Source organism: Enterobacter sp. ENT02 (assembly GCF_019219165.1).
GTDB lineage: Bacteria > Pseudomonadota > Gammaproteobacteria > Enterobacterales > Enterobacteriaceae > Enterobacter > Enterobacter mori.
In genome coordinates, this window is the sequence record NZ_JAHUWD010000001.1 from 974,011 (window position 1) to 994,775 (window position 20,765).

Genomic DNA, 20,765 nt, shown 5'->3' on the forward strand with positions numbered 1-20,765 from the left:
GGAATAACAATGGGTGCTTATCTGATCCGCCGCTTGCTGCTGGTTATCCCGACGCTGTGGGCCATCATCACGATTAACTTTTTCATCGTCCAGATTGCCCCTGGCGGACCGGTGGATCAGGCTATCGCCGCCGTGGAATTTGGCCACAGCGGGGGAGTGCCCGGCGGCGGCGGTGAAGGGATGGGCGCGAGTCACGCAAGGACCGGCGTGGGTAATATCAGCGAAAGCCACTACCGCGGCGGGCGCGGGTTGGATCCAGAGGTGATCGCCGAGATCACCCATCGCTACGGCTTTGATAAACCGCTGCATGAGCGTTATTTCAAGATGCTCTGGGATTACGTCCGCTTTGATTTTGGCGATAGCCTGTTTCGCAGCGCATCCGTGCTGACGTTAATTAAGCAAAGCCTGCCGGTTTCCGTCACCCTTGGTCTGTGGGGAACGTTGATTATCTATCTGGTCTCCATTCCGTTGGGCATTCGAAAAGCGGTCTACAATGGCAGCCGCTTTGATATCTGGAGTAGCACCTTCATCATCATCGGCTATGCGATTCCGGCGTTTCTGTTTGCGGTTCTGCTTATCGTCTTTTTCGCCGGGGGGAGTTATTTCGATATTTTCCCGCTCCGGGGATTGGTGTCAGCTGATTTCAGCACTCTGCCGTGGTATCAAAAAATCACCGATTATTTCTGGCACATCACGCTGCCTGTGCTCGCGACGGTTATTGGCGGTTTTGCAGCGCTGACGATGCTGACCAAAAACGCCTTCCTTGATGAAATCCGTAAACAGTATGTTGTCACCGCGCGCGCAAAGGGCGTGGGTGAAAAACAGATCATGTGGAAGCATGTTTTCCGCAACGCGATGCTGCTGGTGATTGCCGGATTCCCGGCCACCTTCATCAGTATGTTTTTTACCGGCTCGCTGCTGATAGAGGTGATGTTCTCCCTGAACGGTCTGGGACTGCTGGGCTATGAGGCCACCGTCTCGCGCGATTACCCGGTAATGTTTGGCACACTCTATATTTTCACCCTGATTGGTCTGCTGCTGAATATTATCAGTGATATCAGCTATACGCTGGTCGATCCCCGAATCGATTTTGAGGGCCGCTGATGCCGCGTTTAAGCCCCGTCAACCAGGCCCGCTGGGCACGCTTTCGCCACAACCGCCGCGGCTACTGGTCGCTGTGGATCTTCGCCGTGCTGTTTATCTTAAGCATGTGCGCCGAGCTGATTGCGAACGATAAGCCGCTGCTGGTGCATTTTAACGACCGCTGGTATGTGCCTGTGTTGAACAACTACAGCGAGAGTGATTTTGGTGGCCCGTTTGCGACCCCGGCTGAATATCAGGATCCGTGGCTTCGCGATCAAATCGACAGGCACGGCTGGGCGCTCTGGGCCCCCATTCGCTTTGGCGCAAACAGCATAAACTTTGCCACCTCAACCCCCTTCCCTTCGCCTCCCTCCGCGCAGAACTGGCTGGGAACCGACGCGAACGGCGGTGACGTGCTGGCGCGCATTCTTTACGGCACGCGGATCTCTCTGCTTTTCGGGCTGATGCTGACGCTCTTTTCCAGCGTGATGGGTGTCGTCGCGGGTGCCGTTCAGGGCTATTACGGCGGAAAGCTCGATCTCTGGGGGCAACGCATCATTGAAGTCTGGTCGGGAATGCCAACGCTGTTTCTGATCATCCTGCTGTCCAGCGTAGTGCAACCTGGCTTCTGGTGGCTGCTGGGGATCACCGTCCTGTTTGGCTGGATGGCGCTGGTGGGCGTAGTGCGCGCGGAATTTCTGCGCACGCGGAACTTTGACTATATCCGTGCCGCACAGGCGCTGGGGGTCAGCGATCGGGCGATTATTTTCCGCCATATGCTCCCCAACGCCGTGGTCGCAACCCTGACCTTTCTGCCCTTTATTTTGTGCAGTTCCATCACCACCCTCACCTCGCTTGATTTCCTTGGTTTTGGGCTGCCGCTCGGCTCGCCATCGCTCGGCGAACTGTTGCTACAAGGCAAGAACAATCTTCAGGCGCCGTGGCTTGGCATCACTGCGTTTCTCTCAGTGGCCGTGCTGCTTTCGCTGCTGATCTTTATTGGCGAAGCCGTGCGCGATGCTTTTGATCCCGACAAGGCGGTATAGATGACGCAACCTCTTCTGAGCATTGAAAACCTGTCTATTGCCTTTTCGAAGCAGGGCGAGACCCGCACGGTGGTGAATGACCTGTCACTGCAGATCCAGCGCGGCGAAACGCTGGCGCTGGTGGGGGAATCGGGTTCCGGTAAGAGCGTTTCGGCCCTCTCCATCCTGCGTCTGCTCCCTTCCCCGCCGGTCAGCTATCCGCAGGGTGACATTCTGTTCCATGGTAGTTCGCTGCTGCATGCGGATGAGCAAACCCTGCTCGGGATCCGCGGCAATAAGATTGCCATGATTTTTCAGGAGCCGATGGTCTCGCTCAACCCGCTGCATACGCTGGAAAAACAGCTCTACGAAGTGCTGTCACTCCACCGGGGCATGCGCAAAGAGGCGGCGCGGGGTGAAATTCTCGATTGCCTTGAACGCACGGGCATTCGCAATGCCGCCAAACGGCTGACCGATTTTCCGCACCAGCTTTCCGGCGGAGAACGTCAGCGCGTGATGATCGCCATGGCGCTGTTGACGCGTCCTGAACTGCTGATCGCCGATGAACCGACGACGGCACTGGACGTGACGGTTCAGGCGCAGATATTGACGCTGCTGCGGGAACTGCGTGACGAGCTGAACATGAGTCTGCTGTTTATTACGCACAACCTGGGCATCGTAAGAAAGCTGGCTGACAGCGTGGCGGTGATGCAAAACGGACGATGTGTTGAGCAGAATACGGCAGCCTCGCTGCTGACGGCACCTCAACACCCCTATACGCAGCGCCTGCTCAACAGCGAACCCTCCGGCGATCCCGTTCCCCTGGATGCCGACAGCGAGCCGCTGCTGCGCGTTGAGGGACTGGGCGTTTCATTTCCCGTTCGTAAAGGCATTTTACGGCGCGTTGTCGAGCGGAACCCGGTTCTGAAAGATATCCGCTTCTCTCTGCGTCCTGGTGAATCGCTGGGGCTGGTTGGTGAGTCGGGTTCTGGCAAGAGCACCACCGGTCTGGCGCTGCTGCGCTTAATCGCCTCGCAGGGTGAGATCCTCTTTGACGGCATGCCGCTTCACACCCGGAACCGTCGCCAGATGTTGCCTGTGCGTCCACGCATGCAGGTTGTTTTTCAGGATCCCAACTCCTCCCTTAACCCAAGATTGAGTATTTTGCAGATTGTTGAAGAGGGTTTACGCGTTCATCGCCCCACGCTGAGCGCTCAGCAACGTGAAGAAGAGGTGATGCTTGTCATGGCTGAAGTGGGATTAGATCCCGCCACGCGCCACCGCTATCCTGCGGAATTTTCCGGCGGTCAGCGCCAGCGCATCGCGATTGCCCGCGCGTTGATCCTGAAACCTGAGTTGATCATTCTTGATGAACCCACCTCTTCACTGGACAGAACCGTACAGGCGCAGATCCTGACGCTGTTAAAAGGGTTACAGGAGAAGCATCGGCTGGCCTATATCTTTATCAGCCACGATTTACAGGTGGTGCGGGCGTTGTGCCATCAGGTGATTGTGTTGCGGCAGGGAGAAGTCGTCGAACAGGGAGAGTGCCAGCGCGTATTCACTGCGCCGACGCAGAGCTACACGCGCCAGCTACTGTCAGCAGACTAGCGCTCAGAAAGGATATTGACCAGAGAAAGGCTCGGCAATCGCCACGCCGAAGTTTTTCAGACGGCAGGTGGCAGCGAATTCATCCTGGCTGTTCACAAATAGGCAAGGCTCGCCTTCGCATTCCAGCACGGAGCTATCCACTTCGATATCCGTCAGCGCCTGACTGAGGCGCTCCATGACCGGCCATGCATTTTCGTCGCTCGGACTCAGCAGTTTGAGCGCAACCAGACAATTCTCGCACCCTGCGCCGCTTTGCGGAATCGGTTCAACTTTCGAACCTGCAAAACCCGCCGACCAGCGATAGCTCTGGGGCAAGCGATGGACAATGGAGAGTTGTAATGTATTCACGTTCGTTCCCCGGAAGCAAAAATTACTTCACAATTTATTTACATTTATAGTATCACATGATTGCAAACCTGCACTATTTAGCGGTTTTTATAGGCATTGCAGGCTCGCGTGGGCGCTATATGTACCCGTTTCTGCGATCTAACTCAACCTTTTTAAATACAATGATGTGACTTTTTACATAAATAGATTTTACATAAAAGAAACAAACACAGGGTAAACGAACAGCGCTTTGGTTGATATGCATCAACAAAAAGGCCCGAATCGGGCCTTCATTGTGCTTTAGTGAGCGGCTTTACGCGGCCGACTGGCATAAAGATAGAAGAGAATGGAGCTGGTTGCGCAGAAAGCGATAGCCCACAGCATCGGCCATGCAGTGTTAAACGTGGCCATCGAGAGCAGCGCCCCAACGACAGCGCCAATCCCAAAGCGGAACGTCCCCGCCAGTGACGACGCCGTGCCTGCCATATGCGGGAATTCGTCAAGGATGACCGCCATCGCGTTGGAAGAGATCATCGACACGCAGCCGACAAACGCCGCCACGCCCACCACCAGCGCCCAGAAGCCAATCCCCAGGAACGCGCTCACCACCATCCAGATAGCCATAACGAACTGGATCCACAGCCCGGCGCGGAACATATTGATCGCCCCTACCCGCCGTACAAAGCGGCTGTTGATGATGGTCATAACAAACAGGAACACGATGTTCAGCGCAAAGTAATAGCCAAAGTGTTGCGGCGAAACGTGGTTCAGTTCGATATAAACAAACGGCCCGGCGCTCAGGAAGGAGAACATCCCGGCAAAGCTGAATCCGCTCGCCAGCATGTAGCTCAGCACGCGCTTATGGCGAAACAGCGAGGCAAAATTCCCCATTGTGGTACGAATGTGGAACTTCTGCCGACGCTCGACGGGAAGCGTTTCATCAATAAAGAAGAAAATCATCGCCGAGGCCAGCAGCGCGGCAACCGCCAGGATCCAGAAAATGGCGTGCCAGCTGAACCATACCAGCACGGCACCACCGACCATCGGGGCCACCAGCGGCGCAATGGTGGTGACCAGCATGACGAACGACATCATGCGGGAGAACTCTTCTTTCGGGTAGACATCGCGCATCAGGGCGTTGATCACCACGCTCGCGGCGGCGGCGGCCAGACCGTGGAAAAAGCGCATGATAATCAGCTGATCGATACTCTGCGCCAGCGCACAGGCGACGGCTGCACCCGCAAAGACCAGCGTTCCGCCCAGGATAACAGGCTTGCGCCCAAGGCTATCCGCCATCGGCCCATACAGAAGCTGACCGATAGCAAAACCGAGAATATAGGTACTGAGCGTCATCTGCGCGCTGCCCGCCGGTACGCCAAACTGCGCGGAAATCACCGGCAACGCGGGCAGATACATATCGATAGAGAGCGGCATCAGCATCGCCAGCAGGCCAAGGATGAAAACGATTTTGAAAGACGAGTGTGGCCTGGTGGTCACAGAGTTCTCCTGAAATTTAGCGTGAAGGCAGACCGACGCTGGCGATCTCTTCTTCCGTTAACGGGCGGTATTCGCCCGGCTCGAGTTCCGGGTCAAGCTCAATCGCACCAATACGTTCACGATGCAGGCCCACAACGTGGTTGCCCACTGCGGCGAACATCCGTTTCACCTGGTGATAGCGACCTTCGCTGATGGTCAGACGCACTTCCGTCGGGGTGATGACTTCAAGCACCGCCGGTTTGGTCAGATCTTTTTCATTATGCAGCTGAACGCCTTTGGTGAATTGCTCTGCCGTGTCATCCGATACCGGCGACTCCAGCGTGACCAGATAGGTTTTCTCGCAGTGATGGCGCGGAGAGGTGATGCGGTGAGACCACTGACCGTCATCGGTCATCAGCACCAGACCGGTAGTATCGATATCCAGACGACCCGCGGCATGCAGCTTGTGCGCCACTGGCTCATCGAGGAAATAGAGCACCGTCGGGTGATCCGGATCGTCCGTTGAACAGACGTAGCCTTCCGGTTTATTGAGCATGAAATAGCGCGGACCGTGCTGCTGGGTCAGCGGATTGCCGTCATACTCTACCTGATGTTCAGGCTGGAGTTTGAAAGCGGTGTCTTTCACAATGTCGCCATCCACGGTAACGCGGCTGGCGCGAATTTCGCGCCCGGCAATAGCGCGGCTTACGCCGAGTTGCTGAGCGATAAACTTATCAAGTCGCATGAAATCTTTTTAGCCTTAATGGTGCTGGAAGTCGGACAACGCGCCCGAAAAAGAAGCAGTCAAGAACGGTTCAGTATAATGGTCTGGTTGCGCCACTCAAGGGAAAAAGTTTCGTGGCATACTATGTGCGGAATAACGAAACCGAGACCCTATGACTTTTACACTTCGCCCCTATCAGCAAGAAGCCGTCGACGCCACCCTCGCCTGGTTCCGTAAACATCGGGAACCGGCAGCCATCGTGCTCCCGACAGGTGCAGGCAAAAGCCTTGTCATCGCCGAGCTGGCGCGTCTGGCACGCGGGCGCGTGCTGGTGCTGGCGCACGTTAAAGAGCTGGTAGCGCAAAACCATGCCAAATATTGTGCGCTTGGACTTGAGGCCGATATTTTCGCCGCCGGGCTGAAGCGCAAAGAGAGTCACGGCAAAGTGGTGTTTGGCAGCGTGCAGTCGGTCGCCCGTAACCTGGACCTGTTTCGCAGCGAGTTTTCACTGTTGATTGTCGACGAGTGCCACCGCATCAGCGATGACGACGACAGCCAGTATCAGCAAATCCTGACGCATCTGAAGGAAGTGAACCCTCACATTCGCCTTCTCGGCCTGACGGCCACGCCGTTTCGTCTGGGGAAAGGCTGGATTTATCACTTCCATTATCACGGCATGGTGCGCGGGGATGCGAAAGCCCTGTTCAGCGACTGCATTTATGAGCTTCCGCTGCGCTACATGATCAAACATGGCTATCTGACGCCGCCGGAGCGGCTGGATATGCCGGTGGTGCAGTACGACTTCAGCCGCCTGCAGGCGCAAAGCAACGGGTTATTCAGCGAGGCCGATCTTAATCAGGAGCTGAAAAAACAAAAGCGCATTACCCCGCACATCATCAGCCAGATTGAAGAGTTTGCGCAGACGCGCAAAGGGGTGATGATCTTTGCGGCCACCGTTGAGCATGCCCGAGAAATTACCGGGTTGCTGCCCGCTGACGACGCGGCGTTGATCACTGGCGAAACGCCCGGTCCGGAGCGCGACAGCCTGATCGAGGCCTTCAAAGCGCAGCGGTTTCGCTATCTGGTCAACGTGTCGGTGTTAACCACCGGGTTTGATGCGCCGCACGTTGACCTGATTGCTATTTTACGCCCGACCGAATCGGTGAGTCTGTATCAGCAGATTGTGGGCCGCGGCCTGCGCCTCTCGCCGGGCAAAACCGACTGCCTGATTCTGGATTACGCCGGGAATCCGCACGATCTGTACTCCCCTGAGGTCGGCACACCGAAAGGCAAAAGTGACAACGTGCCGGTCCAGGTGTTTTGTCCCGCCTGCGGGTTTGCCAATACCTTTTGGGGGAAAACGACCGCTGACGGTACGCTGATCGAACACTTTGGCCGCCGCTGTCAGGGCTGGTTTGAAGACGATGAAGGCCATCGCGAGCAGTGCGATTTTCGTTTCCGCTTTAAAAATTGTCCGCAGTGCAATGCCGAAAACGATATTGCCGCCCGTCGCTGCCGGGAGTGTGACACGATCCTGGTCGACCCTGATGACATGCTTAAGGCTGCGCTGAAGCTGAAAGATGCCCTGGTGCTGCGTTGTTCCGGCATGGCGCTGCAGCCCGGTGCGGATGAAAAAGGCGAATGGCTGAAAATCACCTACTACGATGAGGATGGCGCAGACGTCAGCGAGCGTTTTCGGGTGCACACACCGGCGCAGCGAACGGCTTTTGAGCAGCTCTTTATCCGCCCGCACACCCGTACGCCGGGGGTGCCGTTGCGCTGGATAACCGTTGCCGATATCGTTCATCAGCAGGCGCTGCTGCGCCACCCGGATTTTGTTGTCGCCCGCAGGAAAGGCCAGTTCTGGCAGGTGCGTGAGAAGGTCTTCGACTACGAAGGACGCTTCCGCCGGGCAAATGAATTGCGCGGTTAACGGGACTTTTCGTTGATGTGAGGGGCATTTGAGTATAAAATGCCGCCCGCTTCACATCCGTGAGGCAGAACACTCACCTGCTGCTGGGTCGCCTGTAGTAGGGTTTTAAATACAGAGAGAAATCAATGTTCACTATCGAAGCAGAAGTACGTAACGTGCAGGGTAAGGGTGCGAGCCGCCGCCTGCGTAACGCCAACAAGTTCCCAGCTATCGTTTACGGTGGCGAAGCTGCTCCAGTTGCAATCGAACTGGACCACGACAAAGTATGGAACCTGCAGACCAAAGCTGAATTCTACAGCGAAGTTCTGACCATCGTTGTTGGCGGTAAAGAAGAAAAAGTGAAAGTTCAGGCTGTACAGCGTCACCCGTTCAAGCCAAAACTGTCTCACATCGACTTCGTTCGCGCGTAATCGCAAACTCGTCGAATAAAAACCCCGCTTCTGCGGGGTTTTTTTATGGCTGCTATTTACCGCCAGAGGTGCGGCGCTGCAGCTGATCGCGCAGGTTCGGCGGCGTGCCTTTGATGGTCAGCGTGTCGGTGGCCGGATCCCAGAAGATGCGTTCCCCCAACAGCATGGCGTCAAAGTTGATGGTTAATCCACCGCCGCTACCGGCAAATTTGGTGAGCTGACGCAGCGTACTGCGGTCCGCCGGGAAGCTCTCTTCCAGTTCATAGCCTTTTTCAGCCGTAAATTCCTGGAAGCTGACTTCACTCACACCTGCCAGCTCTTTTGACAGTGATTCCAGCTCAATCTCTTCGCCTGCCTGTAGCTGCTCGTTGCAGTAGCTGTAAACCTGCTGACGCACGGTCTGACGCTCGGATTTATCGAGTTGCGCTTCCGCCGTAAAATCATCAACCGCCTGCAGCAGACCTTTGTTCTGCGCTTTGGCATTCAGACCTTCGCTGGCGCCGAGGAAGTCCATAAAGAAATCGGCGACTTTGCGCCCCACGCGCCCTTTCAGGAAAGTCAGATAGCGGGTCGATTCCGGATTGGTTTCCCACTCGGTCAAATCAATACGCGCCACGATATCCGCATGGTTGATATCCAGATAGTGCGTCGAGCTGATGTCCAGCTGCTCATTCACGCGCATGCTGCTTAAGTTGTTCAGGACGGTCACCAGCAGGTATTCCACCGCCAGGTAACGGTAATGGCAGAACAGGACGATACCGCCATCGGCGAACGGATATTTTGCCAGCTCGTCACGCAGACGCCCGGTTGCGGCACGGCTGAATGCCAGGAAATCTTCTTCGCCCTGACGCTGAAGACGAAGGCTATCCGCCAGTTCGCTCTCTTCGCTGAACAAACCATAGGCTTTATTTTTAGCACTGTAGACGCGGTGCAACTCCGCCATCATTTCCACAACGGTCGCCGTGGGTTCAAGTAACGAATCGCGCAGCACCACTTCAAGGGTTTGCTCATCACGCTTGATAAGCTGGTGCAAGGCAATCTGGTTGATTTCCAGACTCATGATAAACTCTCCTTTTAGACCGGGCGGTATTCAACCACCACCAGCGCATGTGTGCAACAGAAGATAAAAAAGGGGAAAAAAAGCTGTTGCTACGGTAATATGTCGCCCTTCTCTCAACAAACTGATTTTGATTTATGCCACAACATTCCCGCTACAGTGACGAACACGTTGAACAACTGCTCAGTGAGCTTGTCAACGTACTGGAAAAACATAAAACGCCAACCGATCTCTCCCTGATGGTTTTGGGAAATATGGTTACCAACCTTATCAACACCAGCGTTGCTCCGGCTCAACGTCAGGCGATCGCCAAATCTTTCGCCCAGGCACTGCAGTCCTCGGTTAGCGACGACCAGGCACACTAAGGGAAACGAACAACAGTTTATGGTGACGAATCGTCAGCGCTACCGTGAAAAAGTCTCCCAGATGGTCAGCTGGGGGCACTGGTTTGCCCTGTTCAACATTCTGTTGGCGATGGTTCTCGGCTGCCGTTATCTGTTTGTGGCGGACTGGCCCACCACGCTTATCGGACGTGTTTACTCCTGGATAAGCCTGGTCGGTCACTTTAGCTTTCTGGTCTTCGCCACCTATCTGCTCATCCTGTTCCCTCTGACGTTTATCGTCATGTCGCAGCGTCTGATGCGGTTCTTGTCCGCCATCCTTGCGACCGCGGGCATGACGCTTTTGCTGATCGACAGCGAAGTCTTTACCCGTTTCCACCTGCATCTCAACCCTATTGTCTGGGAGCTGGTCATTAACCCCGATCAGAACGAGACCGCACGTGACTGGCAGCTGATGTTTATCAGCGTGCCCATTATTCTTCTGATTGAGATGCTGTTTGCCACCTGGAGCTGGCAGAAGCTGCGAAGCCTCACCCGGCGGCGCCATTACGCGAAGCCCGTTGCCGCGCTCTTTTTCATCTCATTCATCAGTTCGCACCTCATGTATATCTGGGCGGATGCGAACTTCTATCGTCCTATCACCATGCAGCGCGCCAACCTGCCGCTCTCGTATCCGATGACGGCACGCCGTTTCCTTGAGAAACACGGTCTGCTGGATGCGCAGGAGTATCAGCGCCGCCTGGTCGAGCAAGGTAATCCGGAAGCGGTCAGCGTGCAGTATCCGCTGAGCGATTTGCGCTATCGCGACATGGGCCGCGGGCAAAACGTTCTGCTGATCACCGTTGATGGTCTGAACTATTCGCGCTACGAGAAGCAGATGCCCGCACTGGCGGCGTTCGCGGATAAGAACATCACCTTTACGCAGCATATGAGCTCGGGCAACTCAACCGACGCGGGTATTTTCGGCCTGTTCTATGGGATATCGCCGAGCTACATGGATGGCGTACTGTCTTCACGCACGCCAGCAGCATTGATTACCGGGCTTAACCAGCAAGGTTATCAGCTGGGGCTGTTCGCGTCCGATGGCTTCAACAGTTCGCTGTACCGTCAGGCTCTGCTCTCTGATTTCTCTCTGCCTGCCGCGCAGAGCCAGTCTGACACCCAGACGGCAAACCAGTGGATTAACTGGCTGCAGCGCTACGCTCAGGAAGATAACCGCTGGTTCTCCTGGGTTGCGTTTAACGGCACTACGGATGACAGCAATCAGAAAGGCTTCACCCGTCGTTACACTCGTGCGGCAGGTGATGTTGATGCACAAATTGCGCGCGTGCTGACCGCTCTGAACGACTCGGGCAAGCTGGACAATACGGTAGTGATTATCACTGCGGGCCATGGCGTGCCACTGGGCGACGATATGGAGAGCATGGCCTGGTCACGTCCGAACCTGCATGTGCCACTGATCGTTCACTGGCCGGGTACCCCTGCGCAGCGCATCAATATGCTTACCGATCATAAAGATGTGATGACCACATTGATGCAGCGCCTGTTGCACGTCAGCACGCCGGCTAACGAGTACTCTCAGGGACAAGATCTCTTTAGCGCCACTCGTCGTCACAACTGGGTGACTGCCGCAGGTGGCAATACGCTGGCGGTCACGACGCCTGAGCTGACGCTGGTACTGAACAGTAACGGGAGTTATCAGACCTATAACCTGAAGGGCGAGAAGCTGAAGGACCAAAAACCACAGCTCAGCCTGCTGTTGCAGGTCCTGACGGACGAGAAACGGTTTATCGCTAACTGATTAATAATAAACCAGTTAGCGCGTTCTTCCCCTTGCATTCAAAAAGGAATCGAGTAGTATTCTTTTCATGCGTCGGCACGTAGCGCAGCCTGGTAGCGCACCGTCATGGGGTGTCGGGGGTCGGAGGTTCAAATCCTCTCGTGCCGACCAAAACTTTTAAAACCAGCCTTTCACGGCTGGTTTTTTTATTGCAGCGCGTCCGGCGTTTTACGCAAGTAAACCAGCGTAGCCAGGCAAATCACCGCCCCGGCATAAAACGTATATTCTGCGCCTGCCGCTTCCCAGATCGCTCCTGCCCCCACGCTGGCAATAAGCAAGCCAACGCCACTGACCATGCTGAAAATGCCGTAGGCGGTGCCGCGTAAATCCGCTGGTGCAGTTTTCGCAATCATTGCCGCCAACAGTCCCTGCGTCATCCCCATGTGCAAGCCCCACAGCGCGACGCCTAAAAGAATCCCGCCCCAGTGGGAACTCAGCGCCAGCACAACGTCGGCACCTATCAATACCACCAACCCCCACTGCAGCAGCCGGGTGTGGCTCATTGAGTCTGAGAGCTTGCCAAAAGGATAGGCTGAAAGGAAATAGAGCAGGTTCATAGCCACCATCACCAGTGGGATCAACGCCAGCGGGACGCCCGACTGCTGCGCGCGAAGCACCAGAAACGCTTCACTAAAGCGAGCCAGATTGAAGACGGCCCCCAGTCCAATGACCCACCAGCAGCCTTTGCCCAGCCGCTTCAGGTTCTCTTTTTTAATCGGATTGGTTCGCTTATGTTCGACAGGGGTTTTCGGTTCACGAAGTCCGAAGAAAAGTAACGCTACGGCGAGCACGCCGGGGATCACAGCGATCCAGAATATGGTGCGAAAATCGTCGTTCCACAGCAGCATTAACCCGACGGCCAGCAAGGGGCCAAGAAATGCACCGATGGTATCCATAGACTGGCGCAGACCGAACGCCGCACCGCGCAGTTCGGGCGGCGTCACGTCAGCGACCAGCGCGTCCCGCGGTGCGCCGCGGATGCCCTTCCCCACCCGGTCGATGAGTCGTGCCCCCAGAATCATGCCGGACGACGAGGCGGTGGCGAACAGCGGTTTGCTCAGCGCGCCCAGCCCGTAGCCCAACACCGCCAGCCCTTTTCGCTTGCCGAGGTAGTCGCTGATTGCACCGGAAAAGACTTTAATAAACAGCGCCGTGGCTTCTGCCAAACCTTCAATAAGACCGATGAAAATCACGCTGGCACCGAGCGTTGTGACCATAAACAACGGCAGCAGGCTGTGAATGATCTCCGAGGAGATATCCATCAACATGCTAACTCCACCTACAACCCAGACTCCTTTCGGGATCCGGCTGAGCGTTGCAAACCGGGATAACATTGAGCATCTCCTGCTTTCTGTAGAACAATCTCGTTCGACACAGAATATCCTGGAAATGCGAATAAATATCATCAGACATAAAAAAAGCCAGCCCGGGAGGCTGGCTTGATTCTCGCCGATAAACGATCAGTGCTTATCGCGTCCGCCCAGGAAGAAAATGCCCAGCGGAATGGCAAGCAGAACGGTGAACACCAGGCTGTAAACAAAGATCATCGCCGATTGCAGAACGTACATGCTGGTCGTCCATGCAGAGAGGGGAATGTTGTACTGTTCAATGACGCCAACAATGGTTGCCCGTCCAACGCATGCAGCAGCAATCATAAACACAACCAGCAGCGCCAGCAGGAATTTACGGCCTTCAGGTGTTTTCAGTTTTGCGCGAACCATCTCTCTTCCCTTTACAGATGAATAACATTATCTGAGGCTTAAAATAACACGATCTCCCCACCGACTCCATACCAGCATTAAAAACCATTTTTAATGCAAAAATGCAGTTTATTACACTGCACTCAATGAAAATATAAGTAAATCACTCCAATCATTCATGGTGGTTATGTTAATCTCGGCAGGATCGTTTTGACTGAAAGGAATGACTGTGAAAAACGCACCTAAATTTGCTATCGCTCTTATCGCCGCCTGTGTCAGCACCGGGGCTTTCGCCAGTAACACGCAAAGTGAACAGCCGCTTGAAAAAGTCGCACCGTATCCGCAAGCGGAAAAAGGGATGAAACGTCAGGTAATTCAGTTACCGGCGCAGCAGGAAGAAGCGAACTTTAAAGTCGAGCTGTTAATCGGCAAGACGCTGGAAGTGGACTGCAACCAGCACCGTCTGGGCGGTCAGCTGGAAAGCAAAACCCTGGAAGGCTGGGGTTACGACTACTATGTCTTCGACAAAGTGACGTCGCCGGTTTCCACCATGATGGCGTGCCCGGACGGCAAAAAAGAGAAGAAATTTGTCACCGCGTATCTGGGTGATAACAGCCTGCTGCGCTATAACAGCAAGTTGCCGATCGTGGTCTATACGCCTGAAAACGTGGAAGTGAAGTATCGCGTGTGGAAGGCAGATGAGAACATTGGACAAGCCGTAGTACGTTAAATATAAGTCGGGTGGCGGCTTCGCCTTACCCGACCCGGAAAGGGTGCGTTCTGATGCCCTCACCCCAACCCTCTCCCACAGGGAGAGGGGGGAAATACCAAAAACGGCAACGTATGTTGCCGTTTTGCTTTTATCTTACAGCGCGATATCCGCAACCGGTTTGTTTTCCGCCTGAGGCTTCAGCTCCGCTTTTGGCGCAGCATCCGCCGCCTGTGGCTTCACGTATTGCAACTGCAGTACACGGCTGGTGTACTCCAGCTCCTGCTCCGTCGCATCCACGTTACCGTTCAGCTTCGTACCGTATGATGGAATAATGGTTTTCAGCTTCGCCTGCCATTCCGGGCTGGCGACTTTATCTTTAAACACTTTTTCCATCAGGTGCAGCATGATTGGCGCAGCGGTAGACGCACCCGGTGACGCACCCAGCAGCGCGGCAATGGTGCCATCTTTATCGCTCACCACTTCGGTACCCAGACGCAGCACGCCGCCTTCTTTAGGATCGCGCTTGATGATTTGTACGCGCTGACCCGCCTGCCATAAACGCCAGTCTTCTTTCTTCGCCTGCGGATAGTACTCTTTCAGCGCCTCGAAACGATCGTCATCAGAGAGCATCACCTGGCTAATCAGGTATTTCACCAGATCGAAGTTATCCAGCCCCACGTCCATCATTGGCTTCACGTTAGAGGTGGTGGTTGCGCTGAGCAGATCCCACAGGGAGCCATTTTTCAGGAACTTGGTGGAGAACGTCGCGAACGGCCCGAACAGTACGACGCGTTTACCATCAAGCATACGGGTGTCGATGTGCGGAACGGACATCGGTGGCGCGCCCACGGAAGCCTGACCGTACACTTTCGCCAGATGACGGTTCACCACTTCCGGGTTTTCAGAGACCAGGAACTGGCCGCCGACCGGGAAGCCCGCATAGTCGTCAGCTTCAGGAATACCGGACTCCTGCAGCAGCTTCAGCGCCGCACCGCCGGCACCGATGAAGACAAATTTCGCCTTGATCACGTGTTCGGCTTCATTGTTTTTCAGATCGGCAACGGTCACGCTCCAGCTGTTGTCCGCGTTGCGCTTAAAGCCGCGCACTTCGGTGCTGAGCTGCAGATTGAAGTTCTCTTTTTTCTTCAGAGACGCGACCAGCTGACGGGTAATTTCACCGTAGTTGACGTCAGTACCAATTTCGGTACGGGTCGCCGCCACTTTCTGATTCGGGTCACGACCTTCCATCACCAGCGGCGCCCACTCCTTGATCTGGGCATGATCTTCAGAGTATTTCATCCCGCGGAACAAGGTGCTCTGCTGCAGAGCGGCATAGCGCGCGCGCAGGAAGTTGACGTTCTGGTCGCCCCACACAAAGCTCATGTGCGGTACGGTGTTAATGAAGGAGTGCGGATCGTGCATCACGCCGCTGTTGACCTGGTGTGACCAGAACTGGCGTGAGATCTGGAACGCTTCGTTGATCTCTACCGCCTTCTCGATACTAATGGAACCGTCCTTTTTCTGCGGCGTATAGTTCAGTTCCATGAGTGCCGAGTGTCCGGTACCGGCGTTGTTCCAGCCGTTAGAGCTCTCCTGCGCCACGCCATCGAGGCGTTCAACCATGGTCATGGACCAGTCCGGCTGCAGTTCGTGCAGATAAGTTCCCAGCGTGGCGCTCATGATACCGCCACCAATTAATAGGACGTCCGTTTCCTGCTCTTTTGGTGCGTCTGCTTTCGCCGCCATTGAGACGGTGTTAAGCCCCACGGCCAGAGAAAAGAGCATGGCAGTCATTTTTTTCATAATTTATGCCTTAGTGTAAAAGTGCTTGATGCGTGGAAATTGCAGGTGAAAAAAGCTGCGGGGGCACGGTAACAACTTTTAAATATTGTTTAAAGGTTACGAAATTATTGTAATTGTGAAATTTAATGATGGATTGTTTGTAGGGGATTACGCTGGCAACTGGCAATCACTGAATTTTGTGGATACTATGCTGCACTTTGTGATCGCGCGCACGGAAGCCTGCCCTAACCAGCGAACTGTTATGTCCTTACCTCATTCAGCTGTATCCCCCGAAGACCGCGTAGCCAACGTGCTGCGTTCCCCTAAGCTGCTGACGCGTGAAATGCTGGCGGGCGTGATCACTGCTCTGGCGCTGATCCCCGAGGTCATCTCATTTTCCGTGGTGGCGGGCGTTGACCCGAAGGTCAGCCTGATCGCCTCCGTGGTGCTGTGTCTTGCCCTATCTGTGCTCGGTGGTCGTCCGGCAATGGTCACGGCCGCGGCCGGTTCCGTGGCGCTGGTCATTGGCCCAATGGTGCATCAGCATGGTGTACAGTACATTCTTCCCGCCGTGCTGATGGCTGGCGTGATTCAGATTCTGTTTGGCGTACTGGGCATGGCAAGACTGATGCGCTTTATTCCCCAGTCGGTCATGACCGGGTTTGTTAACGCCCTGGGCATTTTGATCTTCTTCGCACAGGTGCCGCATTTCTGGAGCCGAAGCCCGCTGATTGTGGGCCTGTTCGTGCTGACGCTGCTGATCGTGCTGTGGGTGCCGCGCTATATCAAAAGCATCCCTTCCCCGCTGATTGCGATTGTGCTGTTAACCTTGTTCACCGTTTCAACCGGCCAAATCCTGCCGACCGTGGGCGATGAAGGCTCCATGAGCGGCGGTTTGCCGGGGCTTACCGAGCTGTTGGTTCCGCTCAATGTGCAGACGCTGAGCATTATCTGGCCGTGCGCGTTGAGCATCGCGTTTGTCGGCCTGCTGGAATCCCTGCTGACGGCAAAGCTGGTGGATGAGCTGACCGCAACGCCGTCAAGTAAACGCCGCGAAAGCATTGGATTAGGCGTCGGCAATATTCTGTCTGGTTTTTATGGCGGCATTGCGGGCTGCGCGATGATCGGACAAACCATCGTCAACGTGGAGATGGGCAAGGGCCGAAGCCGTATTTCAACGCTTGCGGCGGGCATCGTGCTGCTGATCCTGGTGACGGCGCTCAGCGAAGTGATGGCCAAAATCCCGATGGCGGTGCTCGCGGGAATCATGGCGATTGTCGCCGTTAAAACCTTCAGCTGGCACAGCCTTCAGCCTGCAACGGTAAAAAATGCCCCGATAGCGGAAACGGTGGTCATGCTGGTCACCGTTGCCGCCACGGTATCAACCGGGAATCTGGCGATTGGCGTACTGGGCGGGATTATCGTCATGGCACTGCTTCCCGCCCGCATTAAACGTCGGGCTACAGAAGAAAAATCGTCGCCAGCCCAAGAAAAATAAAGAAACCACCGGTATCGGTGATGGCGGTAATCATCACGCTCGACCCCACCGCGGGGTCGCGCCCCAGTTTGGTCATGGTCAGCGGGATAATCACGCCCATTATCGACGCCACCAGCAGGTTCAGCACCATCGCCAGCATCATTACGCCGCCCAGCGCCATATCGTCGTATAACCACCAGGTGATGCCGCCCATAATCCCGCCCCACACCAGGCCGTTAATAAGCGCGACGCCCATCTCTCTAAAAATGAGCCACGAAAAGTTACCCGGCTGAATATTTTCCAGCGCCAGGGCGCGAACGATCATGGTTATCGTCTGGTTTCCGGTGTTACCACCAATCCCTGCGACGATCGGCATCAGCGAGGCGAGCGCCACCAGCTGTGAAATGGTGTGCTCAAAGCCGTCAATCACCCGAGAGGCGATAAACGCGGTACAGAGGTTAATGGCCAGCCACGCCCAGCGGGTTTTGACCGCTTTGCCCACAGACGCATGGACGTCATCTTCCGCGCTGATCCCACCGAGAGCACGTAAATCGTTATCGGTCTCTTCATAAACCACGTCAATGATTTCATCGATGGTCAGACGCCCCATCAGCTTGCCGACGGAATCCACTACCGCCGCGCTCACAAGGTCGTCACGTTCGAAGGTTCGTGCCGCTTTTTCCGCATCGTCTTCCGGGGAGAAGACCATCGGCTCGGTTTCCATCACCTCGCTCACCCGCCGCTGGGTACTGTTCAGCAGGATGGTTTTCAGCTCCAGCTCGCCGAGCAGAGTTTTGTCCCGGGAGGTAACGAACAGTTTATCGGTGTTGTCCGGCATGTTGCCCAGACGTCGCAAATAGCGCTGCACCGTACCGAGCGTGACGTCAGGACGCACCATGATGACGCCGAACTCCATGATCGCGCCGACGCTGTTTTTCTCGTAGTGCATCACCTGACGCACGCGCGCCCGCTCCTCCGCAGGCAGTGACGCCAGCAGGCGACCGGTCAGGTTTCGCGGCAGGTGCTGAACGAGGTAAATCTGCTCGTCGATATCCAGCGTTTGCAGGGCATCCAGGATATCGCGGTCGCTCATCTCATCGATCAGGTCGTCCCAGACGTTTTCCGACGCCTCAAGCAGCACCTGTCCGCGCTCGTGATCCTGCACCAGCCGCCACAGGGCGTGACGTTCTTCCGAGGGAAGCGCTTCGAGAGTATCCGCCAGATCCGGCGGGGGTAAATGAGCAACCAGCGCACCTACCTCAGCAATATCGTCGGCTAAGGTGCCGACATCATATTGCTCAGCCAGGGTCAGTTTGCCTAATAACGCAGAAGTGACCGCTTTATCGGTCGTGAGAAGCCAGATAAGTCGCGCACGCTCCTGGTCACGCTGTCTGGCGCTGTTTTTCTTTAATACCGACATCAATCATAAATCCATTAAATGAGTTGGCATTAAGCATAGCGCGGGGATATGTAAATAAGAATAAACAACGGGGTAGGATGGAGAAAAAATCGCCACTACGGCCACGATCTATCCCCTCTCCCTGTGGGAGAGGGTTAGGGTGAGGGCATCAGGCCGTGCGCGCCACCGCGTCACGCGATGCTGCATCGCGTTCTTCACCGGTCAGCTCGCTCAGCGTGCCGTCGCGCATCTCCAGCAGACGGTCGGCGTGAATGAAGTAATGATCGTCGTGGCTGATGGCGAAAATGGTTTTGCCCATCTCCTGCATCAGCGGCAGCAGCACCTGATAAAACTCGCGGCGGAAATGCGGGTCCTGATCGGCCGCCCATTCATCCAGCAGGATGATGTCACGCTCTTCCGCCAGGGCCAGCAGCAGCGCCACGCGCTTTTTCTGCCCTTTCGAGAGCTTAAGGTTCAGGATCTTGCCGTCCTGAAGCTCAAGCTTGTGCGACATCTGCAGATGCCCAAGCCACTTCTCCACCAGCGCCGGATTGGCCTGCTGGCCTTCCGGCCCCAGCAGCCGATCAAACAGCCATACGTCGGTAAATACCGCCGAGAAAAGCTTGCGGTAATCCTCCGGTTTCTCTGCACTCAGCGGCTTACCGTCCAGCAAAATCTCGCCCGACTGCGGTTGATAAAGCCCGGTCAGCAACATCGCCAGCGTGGATTTACCGCTGCCGTTGCCGCCAATCAGGAACAGCAACTCACCACGGTGAATCGTCAGGTTAACCGGCCCCACGGAGAAGGCGTTATCCTGATAGCGGAACGTGACGTTACGCAGTTCCAGCGTCTGCCAGTTCGGGAAGGCCTGCGGACGCGGGAATTCAGCCTTAAACGGCGCGAGATCGAATTTTTTGAGCTTGTTAAACGCCACCTGCGCACTCAGCAAGGTGGGCAACGCGCCGACGGCCGAGAGCAGTGGCGTGCGCAAAAACAGCAGCGTCAGCGAGTAGGTTGCCGCCACGTTGGTGTCCGCCCAGCCCAGGCTGTTCGCCATCCAGAACACCAGGCCAATGGCACCCAGCATCATAATGTTCGACCAGTTCACCGCGCTCAGGTGGAAGGTATCGGCGCGAATGATGTGATGCCGGTATTCGCGCGCGTCCGGGATATAGAGATTATTGAAAATATGCTCGGCGCGCTCGCGGTTAAGGGTCAGCTCTTTGCGCCCTTCCAGCACCGTCTGGTAATCGTTGTAAAGTTTATCTTCGGTTTCGCGAAGTACCGCCATGTGTTTGTAGACGCGCGACACCAGCAGGAACCCGCCCCAGATGGTGATGACAATCCACAGCGCGGTAACCGCCAGCATTTTAGTGGAGAGCCAGGCAAGGTAGGCCGCCGAACCGAAGGTCAAAATGATACCTTGCACCAGCTCCGGCAGACGCACAAAGGCGATGGTTATGGCGCGCACGTCGCTGGTCAGCCCTGCAAGCAGGGAGGCACTGCCGAGTTGCTCCACGCGCTCAACCTGCGTGTCGAGGATCCGCTTGATAAATTCGCTGCGCAGACGGAAAACGAAGTGGTGGCCGAGCGCGGTCAGGGCCAGCTGTGAACCCAGCGTGACCGCCATCAGCAGCAGCAATAAACCCAGGAATTCCGGCAGAACGGCCAGCGAGGAGTCGACCATTTCAATCAAACGGACGTTGATAAAGGCGATCAGGCCGATACCCAGCGCGGCGCTGGCAAGGCTTAACGCCATCACCGCAATAAAAGGCCAGCGATACTGACGCCAGACAAGAAGAAGTAGTTGCATGCAGAGCAATCCGGACAAGAAAATCAGCCCGCAGTGTAAACTGCCTTGCGTTTAC

General features: G+C 55.6%; 18 protein-coding genes and 1 tRNA gene. 10 read left to right on the top strand and 9 right to left on the bottom strand.

Going from position 1 to position 20,765, the window contains the following annotated elements:
- Positions 1 to 9: 9 nt before the first annotated feature.
- Genes KW829_RS04450 through yejF form a run of 3 tightly spaced genes read left to right on the top strand, consistent with a single transcriptional unit; the run spans position 10 to position 3,719 of the window.
- Positions 10 to 1,104, top strand: a complete 1,095-nt coding sequence (locus KW829_RS04450) for a microcin C ABC transporter permease YejB (RefSeq protein WP_218307686.1) — start codon at positions 10 to 12, stop codon at positions 1,102 to 1,104.
- Positions 1,104 to 2,129, top strand: a complete 1,026-nt coding sequence (locus tag KW829_RS04455; protein WP_010433477.1) for an ABC transporter permease — start codon at positions 1,104 to 1,106, stop codon at positions 2,127 to 2,129. Before KW829_RS04450 ends, KW829_RS04455 begins: the two co-directional genes overlap by 1 nt.
- Entirely contained in the window at positions 2,130 to 3,719 is a 1,590-nt protein-coding gene (gene yejF, locus KW829_RS04460) for a microcin C ABC transporter ATP-binding protein YejF (protein ID WP_218307687.1), read from the top strand.
- Between the two features lie 3 nt (positions 3,720 to 3,722).
- Here the strand turns inward: yejF and KW829_RS04465 are convergent, their stop codons facing one another.
- From KW829_RS04465 to rsuA, 3 genes are all read right to left on the bottom strand, one after another.
- Positions 3,723 to 4,067 carry a YejG family protein gene (locus KW829_RS04465; protein WP_010433471.1) on the bottom strand — a complete coding sequence of 115 codons (345 nt, stop codon included), beginning with the start codon at positions 4,065 to 4,067 and terminating at the stop codon, positions 3,723 to 3,725.
- A gap of 279 nt (positions 4,068 to 4,346) precedes the next feature.
- Positions 4,347 to 5,543 carry a Bcr/CflA family multidrug efflux MFS transporter gene (locus tag KW829_RS04470; RefSeq protein WP_042714271.1) on the bottom strand — a complete coding sequence of 399 codons (1,197 nt, stop codon included), beginning with the start codon at positions 5,541 to 5,543 and terminating at the stop codon, positions 4,347 to 4,349.
- Between the two features lie 16 nt (positions 5,544 to 5,559).
- Positions 5,560 to 6,267: a 16S rRNA pseudouridine(516) synthase RsuA gene (rsuA, locus tag KW829_RS04475; RefSeq protein WP_108416614.1), complete on the bottom strand. Its 708-nt coding sequence runs from the start codon at positions 6,265 to 6,267 to the stop codon at positions 5,560 to 5,562.
- 151 nt (positions 6,268 to 6,418) lie between these two features.
- Between rsuA and KW829_RS04480 the strand changes: the two genes are divergently transcribed.
- Complete coding sequence (locus tag KW829_RS04480) at positions 6,419 to 8,179, top strand: DEAD/DEAH box helicase (protein WP_100165857.1); 1,761 nt, start codon at positions 6,419 to 6,421, stop codon at positions 8,177 to 8,179.
- A gap of 125 nt (positions 8,180 to 8,304) precedes the next feature.
- Entirely contained in the window at positions 8,305 to 8,589 is a 285-nt protein-coding gene (gene rplY / locus KW829_RS04485; protein WP_010433464.1) for a 50S ribosomal protein L25, read from the top strand.
- Positions 8,590 to 8,641: 52 nt separating this feature from the next.
- Here the strand turns inward: rplY and yejK are convergent, their stop codons facing one another.
- The gene (gene yejK / locus KW829_RS04490; protein WP_008500957.1) at positions 8,642 to 9,649 is read right to left on the bottom strand and encodes a nucleoid-associated protein YejK; all 1,008 of its coding nucleotides are present in this window, start codon (positions 9,647 to 9,649) and stop codon (positions 8,642 to 8,644) included.
- Positions 9,650 to 9,783: 134 nt separating this feature from the next.
- On the opposite strand from yejK, the gene KW829_RS04495 reads away from it, so the two are divergent.
- The 3 genes from KW829_RS04495 (at position 9,784) to KW829_RS04505 (ending at position 11,938) form a co-directional block, all read left to right on the top strand.
- On the top strand, positions 9,784 to 10,011 hold the full coding sequence (locus KW829_RS04495) for a YejL family protein (RefSeq protein WP_001135586.1): 228 nt from the start codon (positions 9,784 to 9,786) through the stop codon (positions 10,009 to 10,011).
- 19 nt (positions 10,012 to 10,030) lie between these two features.
- Positions 10,031 to 11,788, top strand: coding sequence for an LPS biosynthesis-modulating metalloenzyme YejM (yejM, locus tag KW829_RS04500; RefSeq protein WP_010433458.1), 1,758 nt, complete (start codon positions 10,031 to 10,033; stop codon positions 11,786 to 11,788).
- A 73-nt stretch (positions 11,789 to 11,861) separates the two neighbouring features.
- Positions 11,862 to 11,938: transfer RNA gene (locus KW829_RS04505), tRNA-Pro, on the top strand.
- Between the two features lie 35 nt (positions 11,939 to 11,973).
- Here the strand turns inward: KW829_RS04505 and KW829_RS04510 are convergent.
- Positions 11,974 to 13,161, bottom strand: coding sequence for an MFS transporter (locus tag KW829_RS04510; protein WP_218307688.1), 1,188 nt, complete (start codon positions 13,159 to 13,161; stop codon positions 11,974 to 11,976).
- 126 nt (positions 13,162 to 13,287) lie between these two features.
- Positions 13,288 to 13,548 carry a DUF2534 family protein gene (locus KW829_RS04515; RefSeq protein WP_010433451.1) on the bottom strand — a complete coding sequence of 87 codons (261 nt, stop codon included), beginning with the start codon at positions 13,546 to 13,548 and terminating at the stop codon, positions 13,288 to 13,290.
- A gap of 208 nt (positions 13,549 to 13,756) precedes the next feature.
- Between KW829_RS04515 and eco the strand changes: the two genes are divergently transcribed.
- A complete protein-coding gene (gene eco, locus KW829_RS04520) occupies positions 13,757 to 14,257 on the top strand; it encodes a serine protease inhibitor ecotin (protein ID WP_218307689.1) in 501 nt (166 codons plus the stop codon).
- Positions 14,258 to 14,392: 135 nt separating this feature from the next.
- Here the strand turns inward: eco and mqo are convergent, their stop codons facing one another.
- Complete coding sequence (mqo, locus tag KW829_RS04525) at positions 14,393 to 16,042, bottom strand: malate dehydrogenase (quinone) (RefSeq protein ID WP_089597942.1); 1,650 nt, start codon at positions 16,040 to 16,042, stop codon at positions 14,393 to 14,395.
- Between the two features lie 187 nt (positions 16,043 to 16,229).
- Between mqo and KW829_RS04530 the strand changes: the two genes are divergently transcribed.
- Positions 16,230 to 17,519 (top strand): SulP family inorganic anion transporter, encoded by a 1,290-nt coding sequence (locus KW829_RS04530; RefSeq protein ID WP_010433440.1) that lies wholly within the window; start codon positions 16,230 to 16,232, stop codon positions 17,517 to 17,519.
- Here KW829_RS04530 and mgtE read toward each other — a convergent pair.
- A complete protein-coding gene (gene mgtE / locus KW829_RS04535) occupies positions 17,482 to 18,918 on the bottom strand; it encodes a magnesium transporter (protein WP_218307690.1) in 1,437 nt (478 codons plus the stop codon). The genes KW829_RS04530 and mgtE overlap by 38 nt on opposite strands.
- A gap of 148 nt (positions 18,919 to 19,066) precedes the next feature.
- A complete protein-coding gene (locus KW829_RS04540; RefSeq protein WP_218307691.1) occupies positions 19,067 to 20,710 on the bottom strand; it encodes a multidrug ABC transporter permease/ATP-binding protein in 1,644 nt (547 codons plus the stop codon).
- Positions 20,711 to 20,765: the final 55 nt, after the last annotated feature.

Coding starts and splice junctions, on each gene's coding strand:
- KW829_RS04450 (WP_218307686.1), top strand. CDS start 10: ATGGGTGCTTATCTGATCCGCCGCTTGCTGCTGGTTATCCCGACGCTG.
- KW829_RS04455 (WP_010433477.1), top strand. CDS start 1,104: ATGCCGCGTTTAAGCCCCGTCAACCAGGCCCGCTGGGCACGCTTTCGC.
- yejF (WP_218307687.1), top strand. CDS start 2,130: ATGACGCAACCTCTTCTGAGCATTGAAAACCTGTCTATTGCCTTTTCG.
- rsuA (WP_108416614.1), bottom strand. CDS start 6,267: ATGCGACTTGATAAGTTTATCGCTCAGCAACTCGGCGTAAGCCGCGCT.
- KW829_RS04480 (WP_100165857.1), top strand. CDS start 6,419: ATGACTTTTACACTTCGCCCCTATCAGCAAGAAGCCGTCGACGCCACC.
- rplY (WP_010433464.1), top strand. CDS start 8,305: ATGTTCACTATCGAAGCAGAAGTACGTAACGTGCAGGGTAAGGGTGCG.
- yejK (WP_008500957.1), bottom strand. CDS start 9,649: ATGAGTCTGGAAATCAACCAGATTGCCTTGCACCAGCTTATCAAGCGT.
- KW829_RS04495 (WP_001135586.1), top strand. CDS start 9,784: ATGCCACAACATTCCCGCTACAGTGACGAACACGTTGAACAACTGCTC.
- yejM (WP_010433458.1), top strand. CDS start 10,031: ATGGTGACGAATCGTCAGCGCTACCGTGAAAAAGTCTCCCAGATGGTC.
- KW829_RS04510 (WP_218307688.1), bottom strand. CDS start 13,161: ATGTTATCCCGGTTTGCAACGCTCAGCCGGATCCCGAAAGGAGTCTGG.
- KW829_RS04515 (WP_010433451.1), bottom strand. CDS start 13,548: ATGGTTCGCGCAAAACTGAAAACACCTGAAGGCCGTAAATTCCTGCTG.
- mqo (WP_089597942.1), bottom strand. CDS start 16,042: ATGAAAAAAATGACTGCCATGCTCTTTTCTCTGGCCGTGGGGCTTAAC.
- KW829_RS04530 (WP_010433440.1), top strand. CDS start 16,230: ATGCTGCACTTTGTGATCGCGCGCACGGAAGCCTGCCCTAACCAGCGA.
- mgtE (WP_218307690.1), bottom strand. CDS start 18,918: ATGTCGGTATTAAAGAAAAACAGCGCCAGACAGCGTGACCAGGAGCGT.
- KW829_RS04540 (WP_218307691.1), bottom strand. CDS start 20,710: ATGCAACTACTTCTTCTTGTCTGGCGTCAGTATCGCTGGCCTTTTATT.